The organism is Achromobacter sp. JD417 (assembly GCF_041879325.1).
In the GTDB taxonomy this organism is placed as follows: domain Bacteria; phylum Pseudomonadota; class Gammaproteobacteria; order Burkholderiales; family Burkholderiaceae_B; genus Achromobacter; species Achromobacter mucicolens.
In genome coordinates this window covers 5,519,843-5,537,269 of sequence record NZ_CP087159.1, presented here as the reverse complement: position 1 = coordinate 5,537,269, position 17,427 = coordinate 5,519,843, and the positions used below count along the sequence as shown (strand labels likewise).

Sequence of the window (17,427 nt, the reverse complement as noted above, 5' to 3'; positions counted from 1 at the left end):
ATATGACGACTGAAAAGAAACAAGGCGCCGCGCTGTCCCTGGCCGACGCGCGCATCCTGATTGCCGGTGCGGCCAGCCTGGTGGGATCGCACACGGCCGACGCGCTGCTGGCGGCCGGCGTCAAGGAGGTCATCCTGCTGGATAACTTCGCGTTCGGCACGCCTGATGCGATCGCGCATTTGCAGGACAACCCCCGCGTGAAAGTGGTGCGTGGCGACCTGATGCGCCTGCCCGATCTGCTGGCCGCCACCGAGGGCGTGGACGGCGTGCTGCACCTTGCCGCCTACATGACGCTGGGTTTTGCCCAGACGCCGTGGCAGGCCGTGGACGTGAACATCCGTGGCGCGCAGAACATGCTGGAGGCCTGCCGCGCCAACAAGGTGAAGAAGATTGTCTTCGCCTCGTCCAATGCCGTGTATGGCTATGGCACCGGCATTGCGGGCGCGCTGGTCGAGAACGGCCCCTTCCATTCGGTGGGCGCGCCTCCCGCAGCCATCCTGTATGGCGCGTCCAAGATCATGGGCGAGCAGCTATGCCGCCAGTATTACCAGAAGGCCGGGCTGGACTACGTGGTGCTTCGCTACTCCACGGTCTACGGCGAACGGCAGCATTACCGCGCCGCCAATTCCCTGTACATCATGGAAACCTACGACCGCGTGCGCAAGGGCGAGCGGCCCGTGTTGCCGGGCGACGGCACGGACACCAAGCATTTCGTGCACGTCTCGGACGTGGCGCGCGCCAACGTGGCCGCCTTTGAAAGCGCCGCCACCGATGTCGCCGTGAATGTGTCGGGGCCGGCGCCCATCACCACCGGCGAACTGGTGCGGCTGGTGCTGGACTACTGCAAGAGCGACCTGCAGCCCGAAATCAAGCCGGATCCGCCCGGCACGGTGCGCCTGACGTCGGGCGGCGCCTTCCACATCCCGCATGACCTGGCCGGCCAGCATATCGGCTGGCAACCCCGGGTCGGCATGGCGGAGGGCGTGAACCGGCTGCTGGCCTGGCGGGAGGCGCAGGAGGCCGTGCAGACGCCGTAAGGAGGAATGCGCTCACGGCGCCATAGAGCGCCGGGGCGGGCAGTACGTACTTCAGTAGTCACGATAACGACATCCACAGGAGACAGGACAATGAAGTTGCGCAATTGCATTGCCGGCGTGGCCATCGGCATGGGGCTGGCGTTGGGTGGGGCCGCGGCGCAGGCGGCGGGCTATCCCGACAAGCCCGTGACACTGGTGGTGCCGTATCCAGCCGGCGGCGCCACGGACGTCATCGCGCGCCTGATCGCGGAGAAGCTGCCGGCCGCATGGGGGCAGCAGGTCATCGTCAACAACCGGCCAGGCGCGGGCACCACGGTGGCCGCCGAGCAGGTGGCGCGTTCGCCCGGCGACGGCTACACGCTCTACATGACGACGGCCGCCCACACCATCAGCGCCAGCCTGTACAAGAAGCTCAACTACGACCCCTTGAAGGATTTCGCGCCGCTGACGCTGACGTCCACGATTCCGCTGGTGCTCGTGACCTCGCCCTCGCTGCCGGTCAAGACCCTGGACGATCTGATCAAGTACGGCAAGGCCGCGCCGCAGGGGTTGAGCCTGGCGTCCACCGGCAACGGCACGCCGCAGCACCTGACGGGCGAGCTGTTCAAGGCCAGGACGGGAATCAAGCTGGTCCATGTGCCGTACCGCGGCGATGCGCCGATGCTGACGGACCTGATAGGCGGACAGGTGCAGATGGCCTTCGTCACGTTGTCGGCCGCGTTGCCCCATATCCAGTCGGGCAAGCTCAATGCCATCGCGTTGGCGCATCCGCGCCGTGTCGAGGCCATCGCGCAGGTCCCGACGATGGCCGAGGCGGGCATGAAGAACTTCGAGGCCGCGACCTGGTTTGGCCTTTTCGCGCCGGCCAGCATGCCGGACGCGCTGCGCGAGAAGATCTACCAGGATGTCGCCCGCGTCGTGGCCACGCCTGAAATGACCAAGCGGCTGCAGGAGATGGGCGGCGATGTGAACAACAGCTCGCCCCAGCAATTCCAGGCCTTCATCAACGACGAGGCGAAGCGGTGGGCCGAGGGCGTCAAGCTTTCCGGCGCACAGATCGACTGAGCGGCCGCACGGTCGATACCGACGGGAGAACCTACTGAATGAGCGACAACGATCAAGAACTGCTGGCGCGCTGCGCCGCCATCGGCACCAGCACCTGGGCCGATGCGATGGATACGCAGGGCATTGCCGGCGTGGTGCAGGGCATTGAGCGCCGGGGCGGGCAAGGCCGTATCGCTGGCTTTGCCGTCACCGCGCGCCACGTCTGGGGCGGCCTGGGAGACTTCGACCGCGCCGATTTCGCGGTGGGACGCCTGGTGGCCGCCACAGGCCCCGGGCGCGTGCTGATGGTGGACGCAGGGGGGACCTGCATTTCCACTTTCGGCGGCATTGCCTCGTTGGCCGCCTCGCGGCGCCAGGCAACCGCTGTCGTCATCGATGGCGCCTGCCGCGACGTCGATGAAATCCGTGCGACGGGACTGTGGCTGGCAAGCCGCCATGTCACCCCGTTGACCGGCAAGACACGCCTGCGCCTGCAGGCCATGGGCGATCCCGTCACCATCGGCGGCGTGCAGGTCGCCGAGGGCGATCTCGTCGTTGGCGACGACACCGGGCTCGTCGTCGTGCCGCGCGCGCGGTTGCAGGATGTGCTGGCGGCGGCAAGGCACGCGCTGGAGGTGGATGAGCGGGTGGAGCGCGGCATTCGGGACGGCCTGTCATTTGCTGAGGCTGCCGCCGCGGCCAATTACATTCCCGCCAGCGCCGGAGGCCGTGCGTGACTGCCCGCTACGAGGTGGTGCAGGTCGCATCGCTGGGCGCCGCGTTCGATGCGCGTCTGGCCGCCCATTACCGTGTCCTGCAGGCCTGGCGGGAGCCGCTGGGCCTGGCGGCATTTGGCGACGAATTGGCGGGGCCGCGGGTCGCGGTGACGTCTGTCCGGCATGGATTCACGCAGCCGATGTTCGACGCGTTGCCGAATCTGCAGGCCGTGTGCAGCTGGGGGGTGGGTTACGACACCCTGGACCTGCGCGCCGCCGCCAACCGGCGCATCGGGATCAGCGTGACCCCCGACGTGCTGGACGACTGCGTCGCCGATCTGGCGTGGGCGCTGATGCTTTCGGCGGCCCGGCGTACCGCCGTGGGCGACCGCTACGTGAAGACGGGCCAGTGGCGCGCCATTGGGCAATTTCCGGTTGCGACCCGCGTATCGGGCAAGCGGCTCGGCATCCTGGGACTTGGCCGCATCGGTGAAGCGATCGCCCGCCGGGGCGCGGGCTTCGACATGCAGGTGCGCTATCACAATCGAAGCCCCAGGCCGCAGTCGCCATACCCCTATGAAGCATCATTGGTGGACCTGGCCGCGTGGGCCGACTTTCTGGTGGTGGCCTGCGTGGGCGGGGCCGCCACGCGGCATCTGGTCGATGCGCCCGTCATTCGCGCGCTGGGCCCGCGAGGGATTCTGGTCAACATCGCGCGCGGCAGCGTCGTGGACCAGGCGGCGGCGCTGGCGGCGTTGCGCTCGGGCGAGCTGGGCGGCGCCGGCCTGGATGTGCTGGAGCAGGAGCCCACCGATGCCGCCGATTTTGCCGATCTGGACCAGGTTTCCCTGATGCCGCATGCGGGCAGCGCCACGCACGAGACGCGGGCCGCGATGGCGGATCTGGTTTTCGATAATGTCGCGGCGTTTCTGCGCAGCGGCGCGCTGCTTACGCCGATCGCCGACCGGGAGATGCAGGCATGACCCCGGCTGCGCTGCGGGCGGCGTTGACGGCCTGCCTGGGCGAGGCGAACGTGCTGACGGGCGCGGATGCCCAGCCCTATTTGACCGATTGGCGCCAGGCCGTGACGGGCCGGGCCATGGCGGTGTTGCGGCCGGGCGATACCGGCGAAGTCGCGCAAGTCGTGCGTCTGTGCGCGGCAGCCGGGGTCCCGATCGTCGCGCAAGGCGGCAACACCGGACAGGTGGCAGCCGCCACGCCGGACGTCACCGGTTCTGCCGTGGTGCTGTCGCTGGCGCGCATGAACCGGGTGCGCGCCCTGGATCTGGACAACGACACCATCACGGTCGAAGCGGGTTGTGTGCTGCAGTCGGTGCAGGCGTCTGCGCGCCAGGCGGGCCGGCTCTTCCCGCTATCGCTGGGGGCGCAAGGAAGCTGCACCATTGGCGGCAATCTGGCCACCAACGCGGGCGGCACGCAGGTGCTGCGTTACGGGAACGCGCGCGAGCTTGCGCTGGGACTGGAAGTCGTCACCCCGCAGGGTGAGATCTGGCATGGTCTGCGCGGCCTTCGCAAGGACAACACGGGCTACGACCTGCGCGATCTGTACATCGGCAGCGAGGGCACGCTGGGCATCATCACCGCGGCGGTGCTCAAGGTGTATCCGTTGCCGGTCGCGCAGCGAACCGCGCTGATCGCGGTCGCCAGTCTTGAGCAGGCCCTGCAACTGCTGCAACGCGCCCGCGCGGGCTTTGGCGCCGGACTGACCGCATTTGAAGTGATGTCGGCGGCGTGCCTGCGTGACGTGGTCCAGGCTTTCCCGCAGCAGCGCCTGCCATTTGCCGATCTGCCGGCGGACGCATGGTGCACGCTGCTGGAACTATCGGACAGCGAGAACGAAACGCACGCGCAGACGAGGCTGGAGGCCGTGCTGGCGGCCGCGCTGGAGGCCGGCGAGGCGCTGGATGCGGCAGTGTCGGTGTCCGGCGCGCAAAGCGCCGCATTCTGGCACCTGCGCGAGAGCATCACCCTGGCGCTGGCCAAGGCCAGCGCGTGTGTCAAACATGACATCTCGCTGCCCGCCTCACGCATCCCTGCCTTTGTGCGGGCCACCGACCATGCCTTGGCCACGGCGTTTCCCGGCGTGCGCATGCGCGTGTTCGGTCATCTGGGCGACGGCAATCTGCATTACAACCTGCTGCCGCCGCAGGGCGTGCCGGAATCGGCGATCCAGCGGCTCGTCCACGACCGCGTGCACGAGGCCGGCGGGTCTATCAGCGCCGAGCAGGGGATCGGCCAACGCCGGGTGCTCGACCTGGAGCGATACAAGAGTCCGGTGGAACTGGACCTGATGCGGCGCATCAAGCATGCCCTGGACCCGCAAGGGCTGATGAATCCCGGCAAGGTGCTGTCCGCCTCGGCAGATCGCGCCTTGGCGTAGCGTGCCCCGAAGGCGCGCACCATTTCAATGACGGCCTTCCGGCCCAATGACATAACAACTGGAGACAAGAAAATGTTGCTGATGAGCAAGACCCTCGCGCGCGCCGCGCTGTCCGTTGCCGGCCTTTGCGCCGCTTTGCCGGCATGGGCCTGGCCCGACCGGCCCATCGAACTGGTGGTCGGGTTTGCGCCCGGTGGCGGCACTGACCTGACGGCCCGTGCCTTGGCCGTCTTCCTGGAAAAGGAACTGGGCACGACTGTCGTTGTCCAGAACAAGCCGGGCGCGTCCAGCGCGATCGCCCTGTCCTACGTGGCGCGCGCCAAGCCGGACGGCTATACGCTGGCAATGACGAACATGCCGGGGCTGGTGTCGCTGCCGATCGAGCGTCAGGCGGGCTTCACCGGCGATGACTTCACGTACCTGGCCAACCTGGTCCGCGACCCCAGCGCGTTCAGCGTGGCCAGCGACAGCCCGTACAAGACCTTGCAGGCGTTGATCGCCGCCGCCAAGGAACGGCCGGATGCGGTGAGTTATGGCTCAACGGGCGTGGGCACCGACGATCATCTGGCGCTGGTGTTGTTCCAGGCGCAGACGGGCACCAAGCTCAATCACGTTCCGTACAACGGAGCGGGACCGTTGCGCAGCTCGGTGCTGGGCGGGCATACCGTCATTGGCGGCCTGAATCTGGGCGAGGTCATGCCCTACAACGGCAAGAATATGCGGGTGTTGGCGCAGGCCAGCGAAAAGCGGTCGCCGCTGGGCCCGGATGTGCCCACGTTCAAGGAATTGGGCGTGAACCTGGTGTTTGCCTCGGAACGCGGCATCGTCGGACCCAAGGGCCTGCCCGCCGACGTGTCGGAAAAACTGCGGCAGGCGCTGGGCAAGGTGGCGGCCAATCCGGCGTTCCAGACCCAGATGAAGCAGCAGTTCACGGAAATGGACTACGTGGACGGGCCGCAGTGGCAGGAGCGCCTGAAGGGCGACGATGCACGCCTGCGGCAGATCTGGGCCCAGACGCCCTGGGTGGAGTAGCCTGCGCGATTACGCCAGCGGCAAGGTCAGCACGCCTTGCGGGGCCGGGCGCATCATGACCCGCCGGTACCACGCCGATAGCGCGGGCGTATCGGGCCGCTCAATCGGCATGGCGAGCCATCGATGGGCGGCCGCGACCAGCGCGATGTCGCCCATCGTGAGATGACGGCCCACGATGAACTCGCGGCCTTGCAGGGCCTGGTCCAGGATCAGGGCGCGCGCGTTCGAGCGCTGGACGGATTTCTCGATGGCTGCCTTGTCGCGCTTGTCTTCGGGCGTGCGGATCAGGCCCAGAAATGCCGGCACCATGGCCGGCTGCCATTCGGTCGCCTGCCAGTCCATCCAGCGGTCGGCGTCGGCGCGCAGGCAGACATCCTCGGGCCACAGCGTGCCCACGCCGTAGCGTGCCGCCAGGTAGCGCACGATGGCATTGGACTCCCAAAGGATGAAGCCGCCGTCGTCGATGACCGGCACCAGGCGGTTGGGATTGAGCTTTGCCGCGTAATCGTCGGTGTCGACCACGCCGTAGGGGCCGCCTGCCTGAACAAAGGTGTGCGGCAGCGCCAGCTCGCGTACGGCCAGCATTACTTTTTGAACGTTGACGGATGTCAGGCGTCCCCAGATCTTCAACATAGCCAATCCTTTCAAGGGTCAGGCCGGCGGCAGGTGCCGCCGCGCAAAGCCGCTGTCGCGCCCGAAGCGCGTCCAGTCGAATGCCGGCCCGGGGTCGGTCTTGCGCCCCGGGGCGATATGTTCGTGTCCCTGGGCGGCCACCAGGGGATAGCGCGAACGCAGCGTGTGGGTCAGCTTGCGCAGCGACGCATATTGCTCGTCAGTGTAGGGCAGCGTGTCCGTGCCTTCCAGTTCGATGCCGAGGGAAAAATCGTTGCAACGCTCGCGTCCCGCAAAGCGCGACACGCCGGCGTGCCAGGCGCGCCGGTCCGTGGAGACGAATTGCATGATGCCGCCGTCGCGGCGAATGAAAAAGTGCGCGGATACGCGCAGCCCGCGCAGGCGTTCCAGCCAGGGATGCGAGCCGTAGTCGAGCGTGTTCAGGAACAGGCCCGCGACTTCGGGGCCGCCGAACTTGCCCGGCGGCAGGCTGATGTTGTGCAGGACCAGCAGCGAGACCTGCGCGCCCGCGGGGCGCGTGTCGCAGTTGGGCGAGCGCAAGAGGGAAACGCCCGGAGCCGGCGCCAGCCAGCCATGTCGATCCAGGAGCAAAGGCATAGGGAGGGAGCGAGTAAAGATTCCGGCGCCCATTATGCCGTGGGCCCGCCGATTGCCCTATCCGGCCACTTGGCCCGCCCGCTCGAAAGGGGGCTCAGCGCTTGGCCGGACCCAGGCGCGCGTGGTCGGCGCTGCACCAGGTCTGGCCGTTCTGCAGCAAGGCTTCGGAGCGGGGCAGATGGATGCCGCAATGGGCGCAGCGCACCATGGATTCCAGGGCGGGCGGGGCCGCGTCGGCCTGCGCCTTTTTCTTCGGGCCGGCCTGCCGCTGGGCGGCCATGCGGCCGGCGACGCGGGCAACAAACAGGACCAGGATGATCAGAACGATCCAGAAAAGCAACTTGCCCACGTCAGCCTCGATGCAGAATCATTTCCAGCACGAACCGGCTGCCGGTGTAGGCCAGAATCAAAAACCCGAAACCCGTCAGGGTCCAGCGCAGGGCGACGCGGCCGCGCCAGCCCCAGATGTGCCGTCCGGCCAGCAAGACCCCGAAGGTCAGCCAGGACAGCAGCGTGAAAACGGTTTTGTGGTCGAACGGGAGGAGCTTGCCGGTCAGCTTCATGGAGGCGATCGAGCCCGACCCCACCGCCAGCGTCAGTACGACGAACCCGATCCAGATGATGCGGAAAAGCAGTTGCTCCTGCACCAGCAGCGGCGGCTGCGAATCGAGCACGCGCCCGATGATGCTGCGTTCGGCCGGCGCGTCCAGGGGCCGGTGCAGGTGGCGGTCCAGGAGAGCCATCATCATGGCGTGCAGGGCCGCGATGGTGATGAGCCCGTAGGCCGCCAGGGCGATCAGGAGGTGCACGCGCAGCCAGGCGTCGTTGGCATGCGGCACGAATTGCCCTTGCGGGAAGATGGCGGCAAGCCCGCTGGCGATGGCGGCGGCGGGCAGCAGCAGCAACTGCAGGCCGTCGATGCGCACGAGCAGGCTTTCCACCCAGAACACCACCATGCCCAGCCAGACGGCGGCGGACAGGGCAAGCGCCCATCCGATGAACAGATGCTGGGCGCCCAGCATCGATTGTTGCAGCCCGATTCCATGGAGAACCAGGGCGCCCAGCAGGCACAGACGGGCAATTTTGCCGGTCTGTTCCACTTCCTTGGCGCCGGCCAGGCGGATCCAGAGCGACCCCCCGAGCACTGCGTACGCCAAGGCAGCCGCTGTGTGAAATACAATGCCTAGTGACATAGAAACCGTTGTCTGGATGGGGCCTTTGGGGTGCACGTCACCCGAAAGCGCAGAATCCGCGCCTGCGGCCACCGTTCAATCGACTAGTTTAAGCGGAAACGCCTCTCATGCTCGATAACCTAACTCAACGCCTGTCGCGTGTCGTCAAGACGCTGCGCGGGGAAGCCCGCCTTACCGAGGCCAACACGCAGGAGATGCTGCGCGAAGTGCGCATGGCGCTCCTGGAAGCCGACGTCGCGCTGCCGGTCGTTCGCGACTTTGTCGCGCGGGTGAAGGAAAAGGCGCTGGGCGAAGAAGTCGCCGGCAGCCTCAGCCCGGGCCAAGCGCTGGTCGGCGTCGTCCACAAGGAACTGACCGCCCTCATGGGCGGCGACCTGGGCGCCGACGCCAACGAACTGTCGCTGGCCGTCCAGCCGCCCGCCGTGATCCTGATGGCGGGCCTGCAGGGCGCCGGCAAGACCACCACCACGGGTAAGCTGGCGCGCTGGCTCACCGAGGGCCAGCACACCCAGCACGGCCGCAAGACCGGCAAGAAAAAAGTGCTGGTGGTGTCCGCCGACGTCTATCGTCCGGCCGCTATCGACCAGCTAAAGAGCGTGGCCGCGCAGGTCGGCGTGGATTTCCTGCCTTCCGACCCCAGCCAGAAGCCCGAAGACATCGCGCGCGGCGCCGTGGATCACGCCCGCCGCCATCATTACGACGTGCTGATCCTGGATACGGCGGGCCGTCTGGGTATCGACGAGGCCATGATGCGCGAGATCCGCGCGCTGCATGACCTGGTCAAGCCGGTGGAAACGCTGTTCGTGGTGGACGCGATGCAGGGCCAGGACGCGGTCAACACCGCGCGCGCCTTTGCCGAAGCGCTGCCCCTGACCGGCGTCGTCCTGACCAAGCTGGACGGCGATGCCCGCGGCGGCGCGGCCCTGTCGGTGCGCCACGTGACGGGCAAACCGCTCAAGTTCGTCGGCGTGTCGGAAAAGCTGGATGGCCTGGAGCCCTTCTATCCGGACCGCATGGCGCAGCGCGTGCTGGGCATGGGCGACATCGTCTCGCTGGTTGAACAGGCCCAGAAGAATATCGATATCGCCGAGGCGCAGAAGCTTGCGTCCAAGATCAAGTCGGGCAACAAGTTCGACCTGAACGACTTCCGCGACCAGCTCGGGCAGGTGAAAAAGCTGGGCGACATGGGCTCGCTGCTTGAAAAGCTGCCCGCCCAGTTCCAGCAGGCCGCGGGTCAGTTGCAGGGCGGCCAGGCTGAAAAGCAGCTTCGCCGCACCGAAGGCATCCTGAACTCCATGACGGCCGCCGAACGCGCCAAGCCCGAACTCATCAAGGCCTCGCGCAAGCGCCGCATCGCGGCCGGCTCCGGCGTGCCGGTCCAAGAGGTCAACCGCCTGCTGGCTCAGTTCGAGCAGATGCAGGGCATGATGAAGCAGATGAAAAAGGGCGGCATGGCCAAGATGATGCGCGCCATGGGCGGCATGAAGGGCTTGGGCCGATTTGGAATGAAGTAAAAAAATGGCCAGACGTTGCGTCTGGCCAAGCAATCGCGGCGGGCAGGGGGCGCCGCGCCGCGACACAAGCCGGGGAACGCATGGGTGTCCCCCGGATTGTCGGGATGCGGGCCGCTTACGACAGCGGCGGGATGCGCAGCACCTGGCCCGGGTAGATCTTGTCGGGGCTGGTGAGCATGGGCTTGTTGGCTTCGAAGATCAGCGTGTTCTTGGCGCCTTGGCCCTTGCCGTATTGCGCTTCGGCGATCTTCCACAGGTTGTCGCCCTTTTGCACGGTGTACATCTTGGCTTCCGGCGTGGCCTGCTTGACCTGCAACTGGTTGTCCACCGCGGCCACGCCCACGGTGTTGCCCAGCGCCAGCGAAATCTTCTCGGCCTCTTCCGTGCTCAACGCCTGACCGGCGACCGTGACCTTGTCGCCGTCCACCGTGATTTGCAGGCCATCCGCGTTCAGGCCGTGCTTATCGAGCTCTTTCTTCAATTCTTCCGCCGTCGCGGCCTTGGCCTCGCTGGCGCCGAAGAGCTTTTCTCCAACGTCCTTGATGAAATTGAGCAGACCCATAGTGTTTCCTTTTATCGATGTTGCGGTGAGAAAACCTGCGTGCTCCAAAGGCGCCTGCCGGGGGCAGGGCGGCGCGACAGAAACGATTATGACTCGCGCATTTGCCGTACGACGAGAGGGCGCGGTGTAACAGGTTGCTAGCCTCTTGCCAGACTACGCAACAATGCTGGCACCTTCGCAGGACGTTGGTATCCGCGGATGTACGCCGCCTCATGCGCGGGGCGGCATGCAAAAAGGCCGCTGTATGTCAGCGGCCTTCAAGGTGACGTGCGATGCGGCGCCGAAGCGCTGCAAACAAGGCGGTCAGCCGCCGCCCACCGCCACGACGATTTCGATCTGGTCGCCGTCGGACAACGTCGTCTGCGCGTGCTGGCTCTTGGGCACGATTTCGCCGTTGCGTTCGACGGCCACGCGCTTGCCGGCATAGCCCAGCGTTTCGAGCAGTTCGTTCACCGTCGTGTCCAGCGGGAACTCGCGGGCGTCTCCGTTCAGGGTGATGTGCATGACAGGGGTCCTCACTGTTTGGCGTAGTCGTCGGTGGCGGCGATCAGGCGCGCCAGCGTGCCGGGTTCGTCGAAGGCATGGCCGGCATCGGGCACCAGATGAAAGTGCGCCTCGGGCCACGCGCGATGCAGGTCCCACGCGGTGCGCGCGGGCGTGCACACGTCGTAGCGGCCCTGCACGATGGTGCCCGGGATGCCCCGCAGTTTGTGCGCGTTGCGGATCAGCTGGCCTTCTTCCATGAAGCCGGCGTTGAAGAAATAGTGGTTCTCGATGCGTGCAAAAGCCAGCGCCGCGCGGTCGGCGGCATGGCTTTGCTGGTGGCGCGGGCTGGGCAGCAGCGTGATGGTGCTGTCTTCCCATTTGCTCCAGGCCTTGGCGGCACGCAGTTGCTCGGCGGGGTCGCTGCCCGTCAGGCGCTTGTGGTACGCCGCGACCAGGTCGCCGCGCTCGGCTTCGGGGATCGGCGCCAGGTACCCTTCCCAGCGGTCGGGAAACAGCCACGATGCGCCTTCCTGGTAGAACCACTGGATCTCGGCGCGCCGCAGCCCGAAGATGCCACGCAGCACCAGTTCGCTCGTGCGCGCCGGGTGCGTTTCGGAGTACGCCAGCGCCAGCGTCGACCCCCACGAGCCGCCAAACACCAGCCACTTGTCCGCGCCCATGACTTCTTCGCGCAGGCGCTCGATGTCGGCGACCAGATGCCAAGTGGTGTTGTTGTCCAGGCTGGCGTGGGGATGCGAACGGCCGCAGCCGCGCTGATCAAAGAGCAGCACGTTGTAGCGTTGCGGATCGAACAACTGCCGGTGCACGGGCGAGCAGCCGCTGCCGGGCCCGCCATGCAGGAATACGGCGGGCTTGCCGTTGGGATTGCCGCACATTTCCCAATAGATCTGGTGTCCGTCTCCGGTGTCCAGCATGCCTTGACGGTAGGGTTCGATCGGCGGATAGAGCATCAGGCGGCTCGCTTGAAGATCAGGTCCCAGACGCCGTGGCCCAGGCGCAGGCCGCGTGTCTCGAATTTGGTGAGGGGGCGGTAATCGGGGCGCGGCGCGTAACCGTCCGCGGTGTTCTTCAACAGCGGCTCGCCGCTCAGCACTTCCAGCATCTGCACCGCGTAATCTTCCCAGTCGGTGGCGCAGTGGATGTAGCCGCCGGGAGCGATGCGGCTGGCGAGCAGCGAGATGAACGCGGGCTGGATCAGGCGGCGCTTGTGATGGCGCTTCTTGGGCCAGGGGTCCGGAAAGTAGATGTGCACGCCAGCCAGGGAATCCGGGGCGATCATGTCGCGCACGACCTCCACGGCGTCATGCTGGATGATGCGCAGGTTCTGGATGCTGGAGTCTTCGATGCGGCGCAGCAGCGAACCGACGCCGGCGTTGAAGACTTCCACGCCCAGGAAGTTGTCGCCAGGCCGGGCGAGGGCGATCTTTTCGGTGGTCTCGCCCATGCCGAAGCCGATTTCCAGCACCGTCGGGGCCTGCCGTCCGAAGGCGGCGGCCGGATCCAGGCGGCGGGGGGCGTAGGGAATGGACCATTGGCCCATCAGGCGCTCCAGCGCGGCAAGCTGGCCCTGCGTGATGTGGCCGCGACGGTGCACGAAGCTGCGGATGTGGGTGGCGCCGGGGCTGTTGGGCGCATAGGCGGCGCTGGCCAGCGCGGCCTGCGTTTCGGCGGAGACGGCGGCGTGCGCAGCGGCGGGTGCAGCGGCGCGCGCGGCGGCGGGCGCGGCGGCAGGGTTCGCGCCGGGCTGGTTGGACGCGTCTGCGGCGGTGTCTGCAGGGGGGCTGGCGGGGGTGTTCGTGGGGCTATTCGTATTCATAGGCGGGATTGTAGTGGCAGGCTTGCCCGCGCGGAGCCGGTCAGAAGGACTAAAATAGGGACACATTTGTCCCGCTTACCTGCGGCTATAGTTTCAGCCCGGTTTCCCTGTGCTGTAGTCCTTTTTCATGAACGTCGCCCGGATCGACCTCGTCACGCTCGCCCTGTTTGTCTCCGTGGCTCGCCAGGGAAGCATCTCGGCCGGCGCGCGCCAGTCGCATCTGGCGGTGGGCGCGGCCAGCAAGCGGATCTCCGACCTGGAAGCGGCGCTCGGGTCGCCCCTCCTGTACCGCAATGCCGCCGGCGTTGAACTGACCGACGCCGGCCAGGCGTGCCTCGCGCACGCGCTGCGCGTGCTGCAGGAAGTGGAACAGATGGCCGGCGCGCTGTCGGACTTCGCGCAAGGGGTGCGCGGGCAGGTGCGCATCGCCGCCAACACCTCGTCGCTGACGCAGTTCCTGCCCGAGGACCTGGCCGCTTTCATGGACGAGCACCCCGCGGTGCGGATCGACCTGGAAGAGCAGAACAGCATCGACATCGTCACCGCCGTGCTGGAGAACCGCGCGGACATCGGCGTGTTTGCCGATCGCACGGCGGCAGATGGCTTGGCCACCTTCCCGTACCGCCTGGACGAACTGGTGCTGATCGTGCCGCAACGCCACCCGCTCGCGGCCGAACCGCAGGTCGCCTTCGCCGACACGCTGGCCTACGACTACGTGGGCCTGCCGCCCGCGACGTCGCTGGCCACGCGCCTGTCCGAGGAAAGCGGCCGCATGGGCCGGGCGATGCGGCTGCGCATTCAGGTGCGCAGCTTTGACGCCATCTGCCGCATGGTGGCGGCCACGCGCGGCGTGGGCATCCTGCCGCGCATTGCCGCCGAGCCGCACGCGCGGTCCATGCCGATCCGCCTGATTCCGCTGACCGACGAATGGGCGCGCCGCTGGCTGCTGCTGGGCGTGCGCGACGCCGACACCCTCACCGTGGCCGCGCGGCTGCTGCTGGCCCATCTGCGCGGCGAGCGCTGAGGGTTAGCCCGGGGTTTCTCGTTCCGGGAATGCCCCTTTCCCCGATTGTCCATTCCGCATCCTGACGTTTTGCGCGCACACTGCCGCCCATCATTACCGTAGGACGCGCCTGGGAGGCGATATGGCAGGGCAGATTCTTGCCGGCATTCGTGTGCTGGAACTGGGACAACTCATCGCAGGGCCTTTTGCGGCCAAGACCCTGGCCGACTTTGGCGCGCAGGTCATCAAGATCGAGCCGCCGGGCCAGGGCGACCCGCTGCGCAAATGGCGCCTGCTGCACGAAGGCACGTCGGTGTGGTGGGAGGCGCAGTCGCGCAACAAGCAGTCGGTCTGCGTGGACCTGCGCCAGCAGGAAGGCCAGGACATTGTGCGCCTGCTGGCGCGCGAGGCCGACGTGCTGATCGAGAATTTCCGCCCCGGCACGCTGGAAAAGTGGGGCCTGTCGTGGGAGGCACTGCACGAACTGAATCCGCGCCTCATCATGCTGCGCATTTCGGGCTACGGCCAGACCGGCCCGAAGGCGCGCGAACCGGGCTTTGCGGCGATTGGCGAAGCCATGGCGGGGCTGCGCTACCTGAACGGCGAGCCGGGCCGCGCGCCGGTGCGCGCCGGATTGTCGCTGGGCGACACCATTGCCGGCCTGCACGGCGCGCTGGGCGTGATGCTGGCGCTGTACCAGCGCGATGCGCGGGGCGGCGTGGGGCAGGTGATCGACACCGCGCTGTATGAAAGCCTTTTCAATCTCAGCGAGAGCCTGCTGCCCGAGTATTCGGTGTTCGGCGCGGTCCGCGAGCCTGCCGGCGCGTCGCTGCCCGGCATAGCACCCTCCAATGCCTATCCCTGCCAGGACGGCTACGTGCTCATCGCCGGCAATGGCGACGCCATCTACACCCGCTTGATGGCACGCATCGGCCGTGACGACCTGGGGCAGGATCCGGCGCTGGCGCACAACGACGGACGCGCGCGCCGCGTGAACGAGATCGACGCCGCCATCGGCGCGTGGACGCAGCAACGCCGGATCGACGACGTGTTGGCCGCGATGCTGGAAGCGGGCGTGCCGGCCGGCCGCATCTATTCCGTGGCCGATATTGCCAAGGACCCGCACTACCGCGCCCGCAACGCCATCACGTCGATGGAATCGGCCGCGGGCGTGCAGGTCGAGATGCCCGCCGTCTTCCCGTATCTGTCGTCCAACCCCGGCGCGGTGCGCGAGCGCGCGCCGACGCTGGGCGAACACACCGACGCGGTGCTGGCGTCCGCTGGCCTGACTGAAGCACAGCGCGCCGCGCTGCGCACCAAGGGAGTGATTGCATGAACCACGGACCCGCTCGCATCGAGATCAACGAGGTCGGCCCGCGCGACGGCCTGCAGATCGAAAAGACCCTGGTGTCCACCGACGACAAGGTCGCCTTCGTGGATGCGCTGTCCGAATGCGGCTTCGCGCGCATCGAGGTCACCAGCTTCACGTCGCCCAAGGCCATTCCCGCCCTGGCCGACGCCGTCGACGTCATGCGGCGCATCAGCCGCCGTCCCGGCGTGATCTACACCGCGCTGGTGCCCAACGTGCGCGGGCTGGAACGCGCGCTGGAAGCCGGCACCGACGAAATGAACTTGGTCATGTCGTGCAGCGAAACGCACAACCGCGCCAACCTGCGCATGACGCGCGACCAGTCGTTTGCCGAGCTGTCGCAGGTGCTGGCTGCCGCGGCGAACGCCGGCGCGCCTTGCAACGTTTCCTTGTCGACCGCTTTCGGCTGTCCCTTCGATGGCGACGTGCCTGCGGACGTGGTGCTGGATCTGGCCGCGCGGCTGGTCGATGCGGGCGCTACCGGCATCACGCTGTGCGACACGACGGGCATGGCGTTTCCGACGCAAGTGGGGGCGCTGTGCGAACAGGCCGCCGCCCGCCTGCCGGCCACGCCGCTGACCGTTCACTTGCACAACACGCGCGGCATGGCGCTCGCCAACGCCATCGCGGCCTGGCAGACCGGCATCACCCGCTTTGACGCGGCGGCGGGCGGCCTGGGCGGATGTCCTTATGCGCCGGGCGCCAGCGGCAACGTCAATACCGAAGAACTGGTCCACATGTTCGCGTGCATGGACGTGCAGACCGGCGTGTCGCTGGAACCGCTGCTCGCCATTGTCCGCAGTCTGCCAGGCCTGGTTCAGCGGGACCTGTCCAACGCGCTGTTGCAGGCGGGCCCCAGGCTGGCCCTGCATGCGCCGCCGGCGTGGCTGGCGGAACGGTTTCTGGCCGGCGCCTGATTGATCGGCCGTTTTTCAGCAGTACCTGCAGTACCTGACACCACCTACCGATAACAATACCCAGGAGACAACGCATGGCCTTTTTCCGCCTGCCCACCGCCCTGCGCGCCAGCGCCGCCTTTGCCCTGACCTTTGCCGCCGGCGCCGCCAGCGCGCAGGCTGATTTTCCGAATCGCCCCGTCACGCTGATCGTGTCCGCCGCGCCCGGCGGCACCACCGACATCGCCGCCCGCCTGATCGCCCAGCCCTTGGGCGCGGCACTGGGACAGAGCGTCGTCGTCGAGAACAAGCCCGGCGCTTCGGGCGGCATCGCCGCGCAGGCCGTGGCCCGCGCCAAGCCGGACGGCTACACGCTGCTGCTGCAATACTCGGGCTTTCAGGTCATCACCCCGCACGTGACGCCCGCCGCCGGCTGGGATCCCATCAAGGATTTCTCGCCCGTTGCCAACGTGCTGTCGGCGCCGCAGGTCGTGGTCGTGCGCCCGGACCTGCCCATCAAGACCCTGAAGGAACTGGTCGAGTACGCCAAGGCCAACCCGGGCAAGCTGAACTACGCATCGTCGGGCAACGGCTCGCTGCAGCAGGTTGCCACGGAACTGCTCAACCAGATGGCCGGCACGCAGATCACGCACATTCCCTACAAGGGCACGGGTCCCGCGCTGAACGATCTCTTGGGCGGCGCCGTCGACATGACCATCACCACGCCGCCGCCGCTCCTGGGCCAGATCGCCGCGGGCAAGCTGCGCGCGCTGGCGGTCACGGGCAACGCCCGCCTGCCGTCGCTGCCCGACGTGCCGACAGCCGCCGAAGCCGGCTACCCCGACCTGATCGTCTCGTCGTGGTTCGCCATGTATGCGCCCAAGGACACGCCCGCGCCGGTCGTGGACAAGATCGCCGGCGAGATCCAGAAGATCATGAAGACCGACGAGTTCCGCAAGAAGGCGGCCGAGCAGGGCGCCGAGGCGACGTTCATGGGTCCGAAGGAACTGGGCGCCTACACGCAGACCGAACTGGACCGCTGGGGCAAGGTGGTCAAGGCGGCCAACATCACGGCGAATTGATCGCTGCGGGTGTTCGTAGCGATTT

Annotated in this window: 19 protein-coding genes; 11 read left to right on the top strand and 8 right to left on the bottom strand. The window is 67.3% G+C overall.

Features of this window, described 5'->3' with window-relative positions:
• Positions 1 to 2: 2 nt before the first annotated feature.
• The 6 genes from LN047_RS25475 (at position 3) to LN047_RS25450 (ending at position 6,230) form a co-directional block, all read left to right on the top strand.
• Positions 3 to 1,037: an NAD-dependent epimerase/dehydratase family protein gene (locus tag LN047_RS25475; protein ID WP_282980878.1), complete on the top strand. Its 1,035-nt coding sequence runs from the start codon at positions 3 to 5 to the stop codon at positions 1,035 to 1,037.
• A gap of 90 nt (positions 1,038 to 1,127) precedes the next feature.
• Positions 1,128 to 2,102, top strand: a complete 975-nt coding sequence (locus tag LN047_RS25470) for a tripartite tricarboxylate transporter substrate binding protein (RefSeq protein ID WP_128829330.1) — start codon at positions 1,128 to 1,130, stop codon at positions 2,100 to 2,102.
• 38 nt (positions 2,103 to 2,140) lie between these two features.
• A complete protein-coding gene (locus LN047_RS25465) occupies positions 2,141 to 2,818 on the top strand; it encodes an RraA family protein (RefSeq protein ID WP_373980564.1) in 678 nt (225 codons plus the stop codon).
• The gene (locus LN047_RS25460; RefSeq protein ID WP_373980563.1) at positions 2,815 to 3,780 is read left to right on the top strand and encodes a 2-hydroxyacid dehydrogenase; all 966 of its coding nucleotides are present in this window, start codon (positions 2,815 to 2,817) and stop codon (positions 3,778 to 3,780) included. The genes LN047_RS25465 and LN047_RS25460 overlap by 4 nt, the downstream gene beginning before the upstream one ends.
• Positions 3,777 to 5,198, top strand: a complete 1,422-nt coding sequence (locus tag LN047_RS25455) for an FAD-binding oxidoreductase (RefSeq protein WP_373980562.1) — start codon at positions 3,777 to 3,779, stop codon at positions 5,196 to 5,198. The genes LN047_RS25460 and LN047_RS25455 overlap by 4 nt, the downstream gene beginning before the upstream one ends.
• An 81-nt stretch (positions 5,199 to 5,279) precedes the next feature.
• The gene (locus LN047_RS25450) at positions 5,280 to 6,230 is read left to right on the top strand and encodes a tripartite tricarboxylate transporter substrate binding protein (RefSeq protein WP_223573203.1); all 951 of its coding nucleotides are present in this window, start codon (positions 5,280 to 5,282) and stop codon (positions 6,228 to 6,230) included.
• A gap of 9 nt (positions 6,231 to 6,239) precedes the next feature.
• Here LN047_RS25450 and LN047_RS25445 read toward each other — a convergent pair whose 3' ends face one another.
• The 4 genes from LN047_RS25445 to LN047_RS25430 form a co-directional block, all read right to left on the bottom strand.
• Positions 6,240 to 6,863, bottom strand: a complete 624-nt coding sequence (locus tag LN047_RS25445; protein ID WP_128829326.1) for a glutathione S-transferase family protein — start codon at positions 6,861 to 6,863, stop codon at positions 6,240 to 6,242.
• An 18-nt stretch (positions 6,864 to 6,881) separates the two neighbouring features.
• Complete coding sequence (gene ampD / locus LN047_RS25440; protein ID WP_056324903.1) at positions 6,882 to 7,460, bottom strand: 1,6-anhydro-N-acetylmuramyl-L-alanine amidase AmpD; 579 nt, start codon at positions 7,458 to 7,460, stop codon at positions 6,882 to 6,884.
• A 94-nt stretch (positions 7,461 to 7,554) separates the two neighbouring features.
• Positions 7,555 to 7,809 (bottom strand): PP0621 family protein, encoded by a 255-nt coding sequence (locus tag LN047_RS25435; protein ID WP_063954633.1) that lies wholly within the window; start codon positions 7,807 to 7,809, stop codon positions 7,555 to 7,557.
• Between the two features lies 1 nt (position 7,810).
• The gene (locus LN047_RS25430; RefSeq protein WP_373980561.1) at positions 7,811 to 8,653 is read right to left on the bottom strand and encodes an inner membrane protein YpjD; all 843 of its coding nucleotides are present in this window, start codon (positions 8,651 to 8,653) and stop codon (positions 7,811 to 7,813) included.
• Between the two features lie 107 nt (positions 8,654 to 8,760).
• On the opposite strand from LN047_RS25430, the gene ffh reads away from it, so the two are divergent.
• The gene (gene ffh / locus LN047_RS25425; protein ID WP_056324911.1) at positions 8,761 to 10,167 is read left to right on the top strand and encodes a signal recognition particle protein; all 1,407 of its coding nucleotides are present in this window, start codon (positions 8,761 to 8,763) and stop codon (positions 10,165 to 10,167) included.
• Positions 10,168 to 10,282: 115 nt separating this feature from the next.
• Here ffh and lysM read toward each other — a convergent pair whose 3' ends face one another.
• The 4 genes from lysM to trmB form a co-directional block, all read right to left on the bottom strand.
• On the bottom strand, positions 10,283 to 10,729 hold the full coding sequence (gene lysM, locus LN047_RS25420) for a peptidoglycan-binding protein LysM (protein ID WP_056324913.1): 447 nt from the start codon (positions 10,727 to 10,729) through the stop codon (positions 10,283 to 10,285).
• A gap of 303 nt (positions 10,730 to 11,032) precedes the next feature.
• Entirely contained in the window at positions 11,033 to 11,233 is a 201-nt protein-coding gene (gene thiS, locus LN047_RS25415; RefSeq protein WP_056324916.1) for a sulfur carrier protein ThiS, read from the bottom strand.
• Positions 11,234 to 11,244: 11 nt separating this feature from the next.
• On the bottom strand, positions 11,245 to 12,186 hold the full coding sequence (pip, locus tag LN047_RS25410; RefSeq protein WP_373980560.1) for a prolyl aminopeptidase: 942 nt from the start codon (positions 12,184 to 12,186) through the stop codon (positions 11,245 to 11,247).
• Entirely contained in the window at positions 12,186 to 13,052 is an 867-nt protein-coding gene (gene trmB, locus LN047_RS25405) for a tRNA (guanosine(46)-N7)-methyltransferase TrmB (protein WP_373980559.1), read from the bottom strand. Before trmB ends, pip begins: the two co-directional genes overlap by 1 nt.
• A 127-nt stretch (positions 13,053 to 13,179) precedes the next feature.
• Between trmB and LN047_RS25400 the strand changes: the two genes are divergently transcribed.
• From LN047_RS25400 to LN047_RS25385, 4 genes are all read left to right on the top strand, one after another.
• Positions 13,180 to 14,076 (top strand): LysR substrate-binding domain-containing protein, encoded by an 897-nt coding sequence (locus tag LN047_RS25400; RefSeq protein ID WP_175156144.1) that lies wholly within the window; start codon positions 13,180 to 13,182, stop codon positions 14,074 to 14,076.
• Between the two features lie 121 nt (positions 14,077 to 14,197).
• Positions 14,198 to 15,391, top strand: a complete 1,194-nt coding sequence (locus tag LN047_RS25395) for a CaiB/BaiF CoA transferase family protein (protein WP_373980558.1) — start codon at positions 14,198 to 14,200, stop codon at positions 15,389 to 15,391.
• The gene (locus LN047_RS25390; protein ID WP_373980557.1) at positions 15,388 to 16,341 is read left to right on the top strand and encodes a hydroxymethylglutaryl-CoA lyase; all 954 of its coding nucleotides are present in this window, start codon (positions 15,388 to 15,390) and stop codon (positions 16,339 to 16,341) included. The genes LN047_RS25395 and LN047_RS25390 overlap by 4 nt, the downstream gene beginning before the upstream one ends.
• Before the next feature lie 74 nt (positions 16,342 to 16,415).
• Positions 16,416 to 17,402: a Bug family tripartite tricarboxylate transporter substrate binding protein gene (locus tag LN047_RS25385; protein WP_373980556.1), complete on the top strand. Its 987-nt coding sequence runs from the start codon at positions 16,416 to 16,418 to the stop codon at positions 17,400 to 17,402.
• Positions 17,403 to 17,427: the final 25 nt, after the last annotated feature.

Excerpts from the sequence above, each read along its gene's own strand:
- LN047_RS25475 (WP_282980878.1), top strand. The coding sequence starts at position 3 with ATGACGACTGAAAAGAAACAAGGCGCCGCGCTGTCCCTGGCCGACGCG.
- LN047_RS25470 (WP_128829330.1), top strand. The coding sequence starts at position 1,128 with ATGAAGTTGCGCAATTGCATTGCCGGCGTGGCCATCGGCATGGGGCTG.
- LN047_RS25465 (WP_373980564.1), top strand. The coding sequence starts at position 2,141 with ATGAGCGACAACGATCAAGAACTGCTGGCGCGCTGCGCCGCCATCGGC.
- LN047_RS25455 (WP_373980562.1), top strand. The coding sequence starts at position 3,777 with ATGACCCCGGCTGCGCTGCGGGCGGCGTTGACGGCCTGCCTGGGCGAG.
- LN047_RS25450 (WP_223573203.1), top strand. The coding sequence starts at position 5,280 with ATGAGCAAGACCCTCGCGCGCGCCGCGCTGTCCGTTGCCGGCCTTTGC.
- LN047_RS25445 (WP_128829326.1), bottom strand. The coding sequence starts at position 6,863 with ATGTTGAAGATCTGGGGACGCCTGACATCCGTCAACGTTCAAAAAGTA.
- ampD (WP_056324903.1), bottom strand. The coding sequence starts at position 7,460 with ATGCCTTTGCTCCTGGATCGACATGGCTGGCTGGCGCCGGCTCCGGGC.
- LN047_RS25430 (WP_373980561.1), bottom strand. The coding sequence starts at position 8,653 with ATGTCACTAGGCATTGTATTTCACACAGCGGCTGCCTTGGCGTACGCA.
- ffh (WP_056324911.1), top strand. The coding sequence starts at position 8,761 with ATGCTCGATAACCTAACTCAACGCCTGTCGCGTGTCGTCAAGACGCTG.
- lysM (WP_056324913.1), bottom strand. The coding sequence starts at position 10,729 with ATGGGTCTGCTCAATTTCATCAAGGACGTTGGAGAAAAGCTCTTCGGC.
- thiS (WP_056324916.1), bottom strand. The coding sequence starts at position 11,233 with ATGCACATCACCCTGAACGGAGACGCCCGCGAGTTCCCGCTGGACACG.
- pip (WP_373980560.1), bottom strand. The coding sequence starts at position 12,186 with ATGCTCTATCCGCCGATCGAACCCTACCGTCAAGGCATGCTGGACACC.
- trmB (WP_373980559.1), bottom strand. The coding sequence starts at position 13,052 with ATGAATACGAATAGCCCCACGAACACCCCCGCCAGCCCCCCTGCAGAC.
- LN047_RS25400 (WP_175156144.1), top strand. The coding sequence starts at position 13,180 with ATGAACGTCGCCCGGATCGACCTCGTCACGCTCGCCCTGTTTGTCTCC.
- LN047_RS25395 (WP_373980558.1), top strand. The coding sequence starts at position 14,198 with ATGGCAGGGCAGATTCTTGCCGGCATTCGTGTGCTGGAACTGGGACAA.
- LN047_RS25390 (WP_373980557.1), top strand. The coding sequence starts at position 15,388 with ATGAACCACGGACCCGCTCGCATCGAGATCAACGAGGTCGGCCCGCGC.
- LN047_RS25385 (WP_373980556.1), top strand. The coding sequence starts at position 16,416 with ATGGCCTTTTTCCGCCTGCCCACCGCCCTGCGCGCCAGCGCCGCCTTT.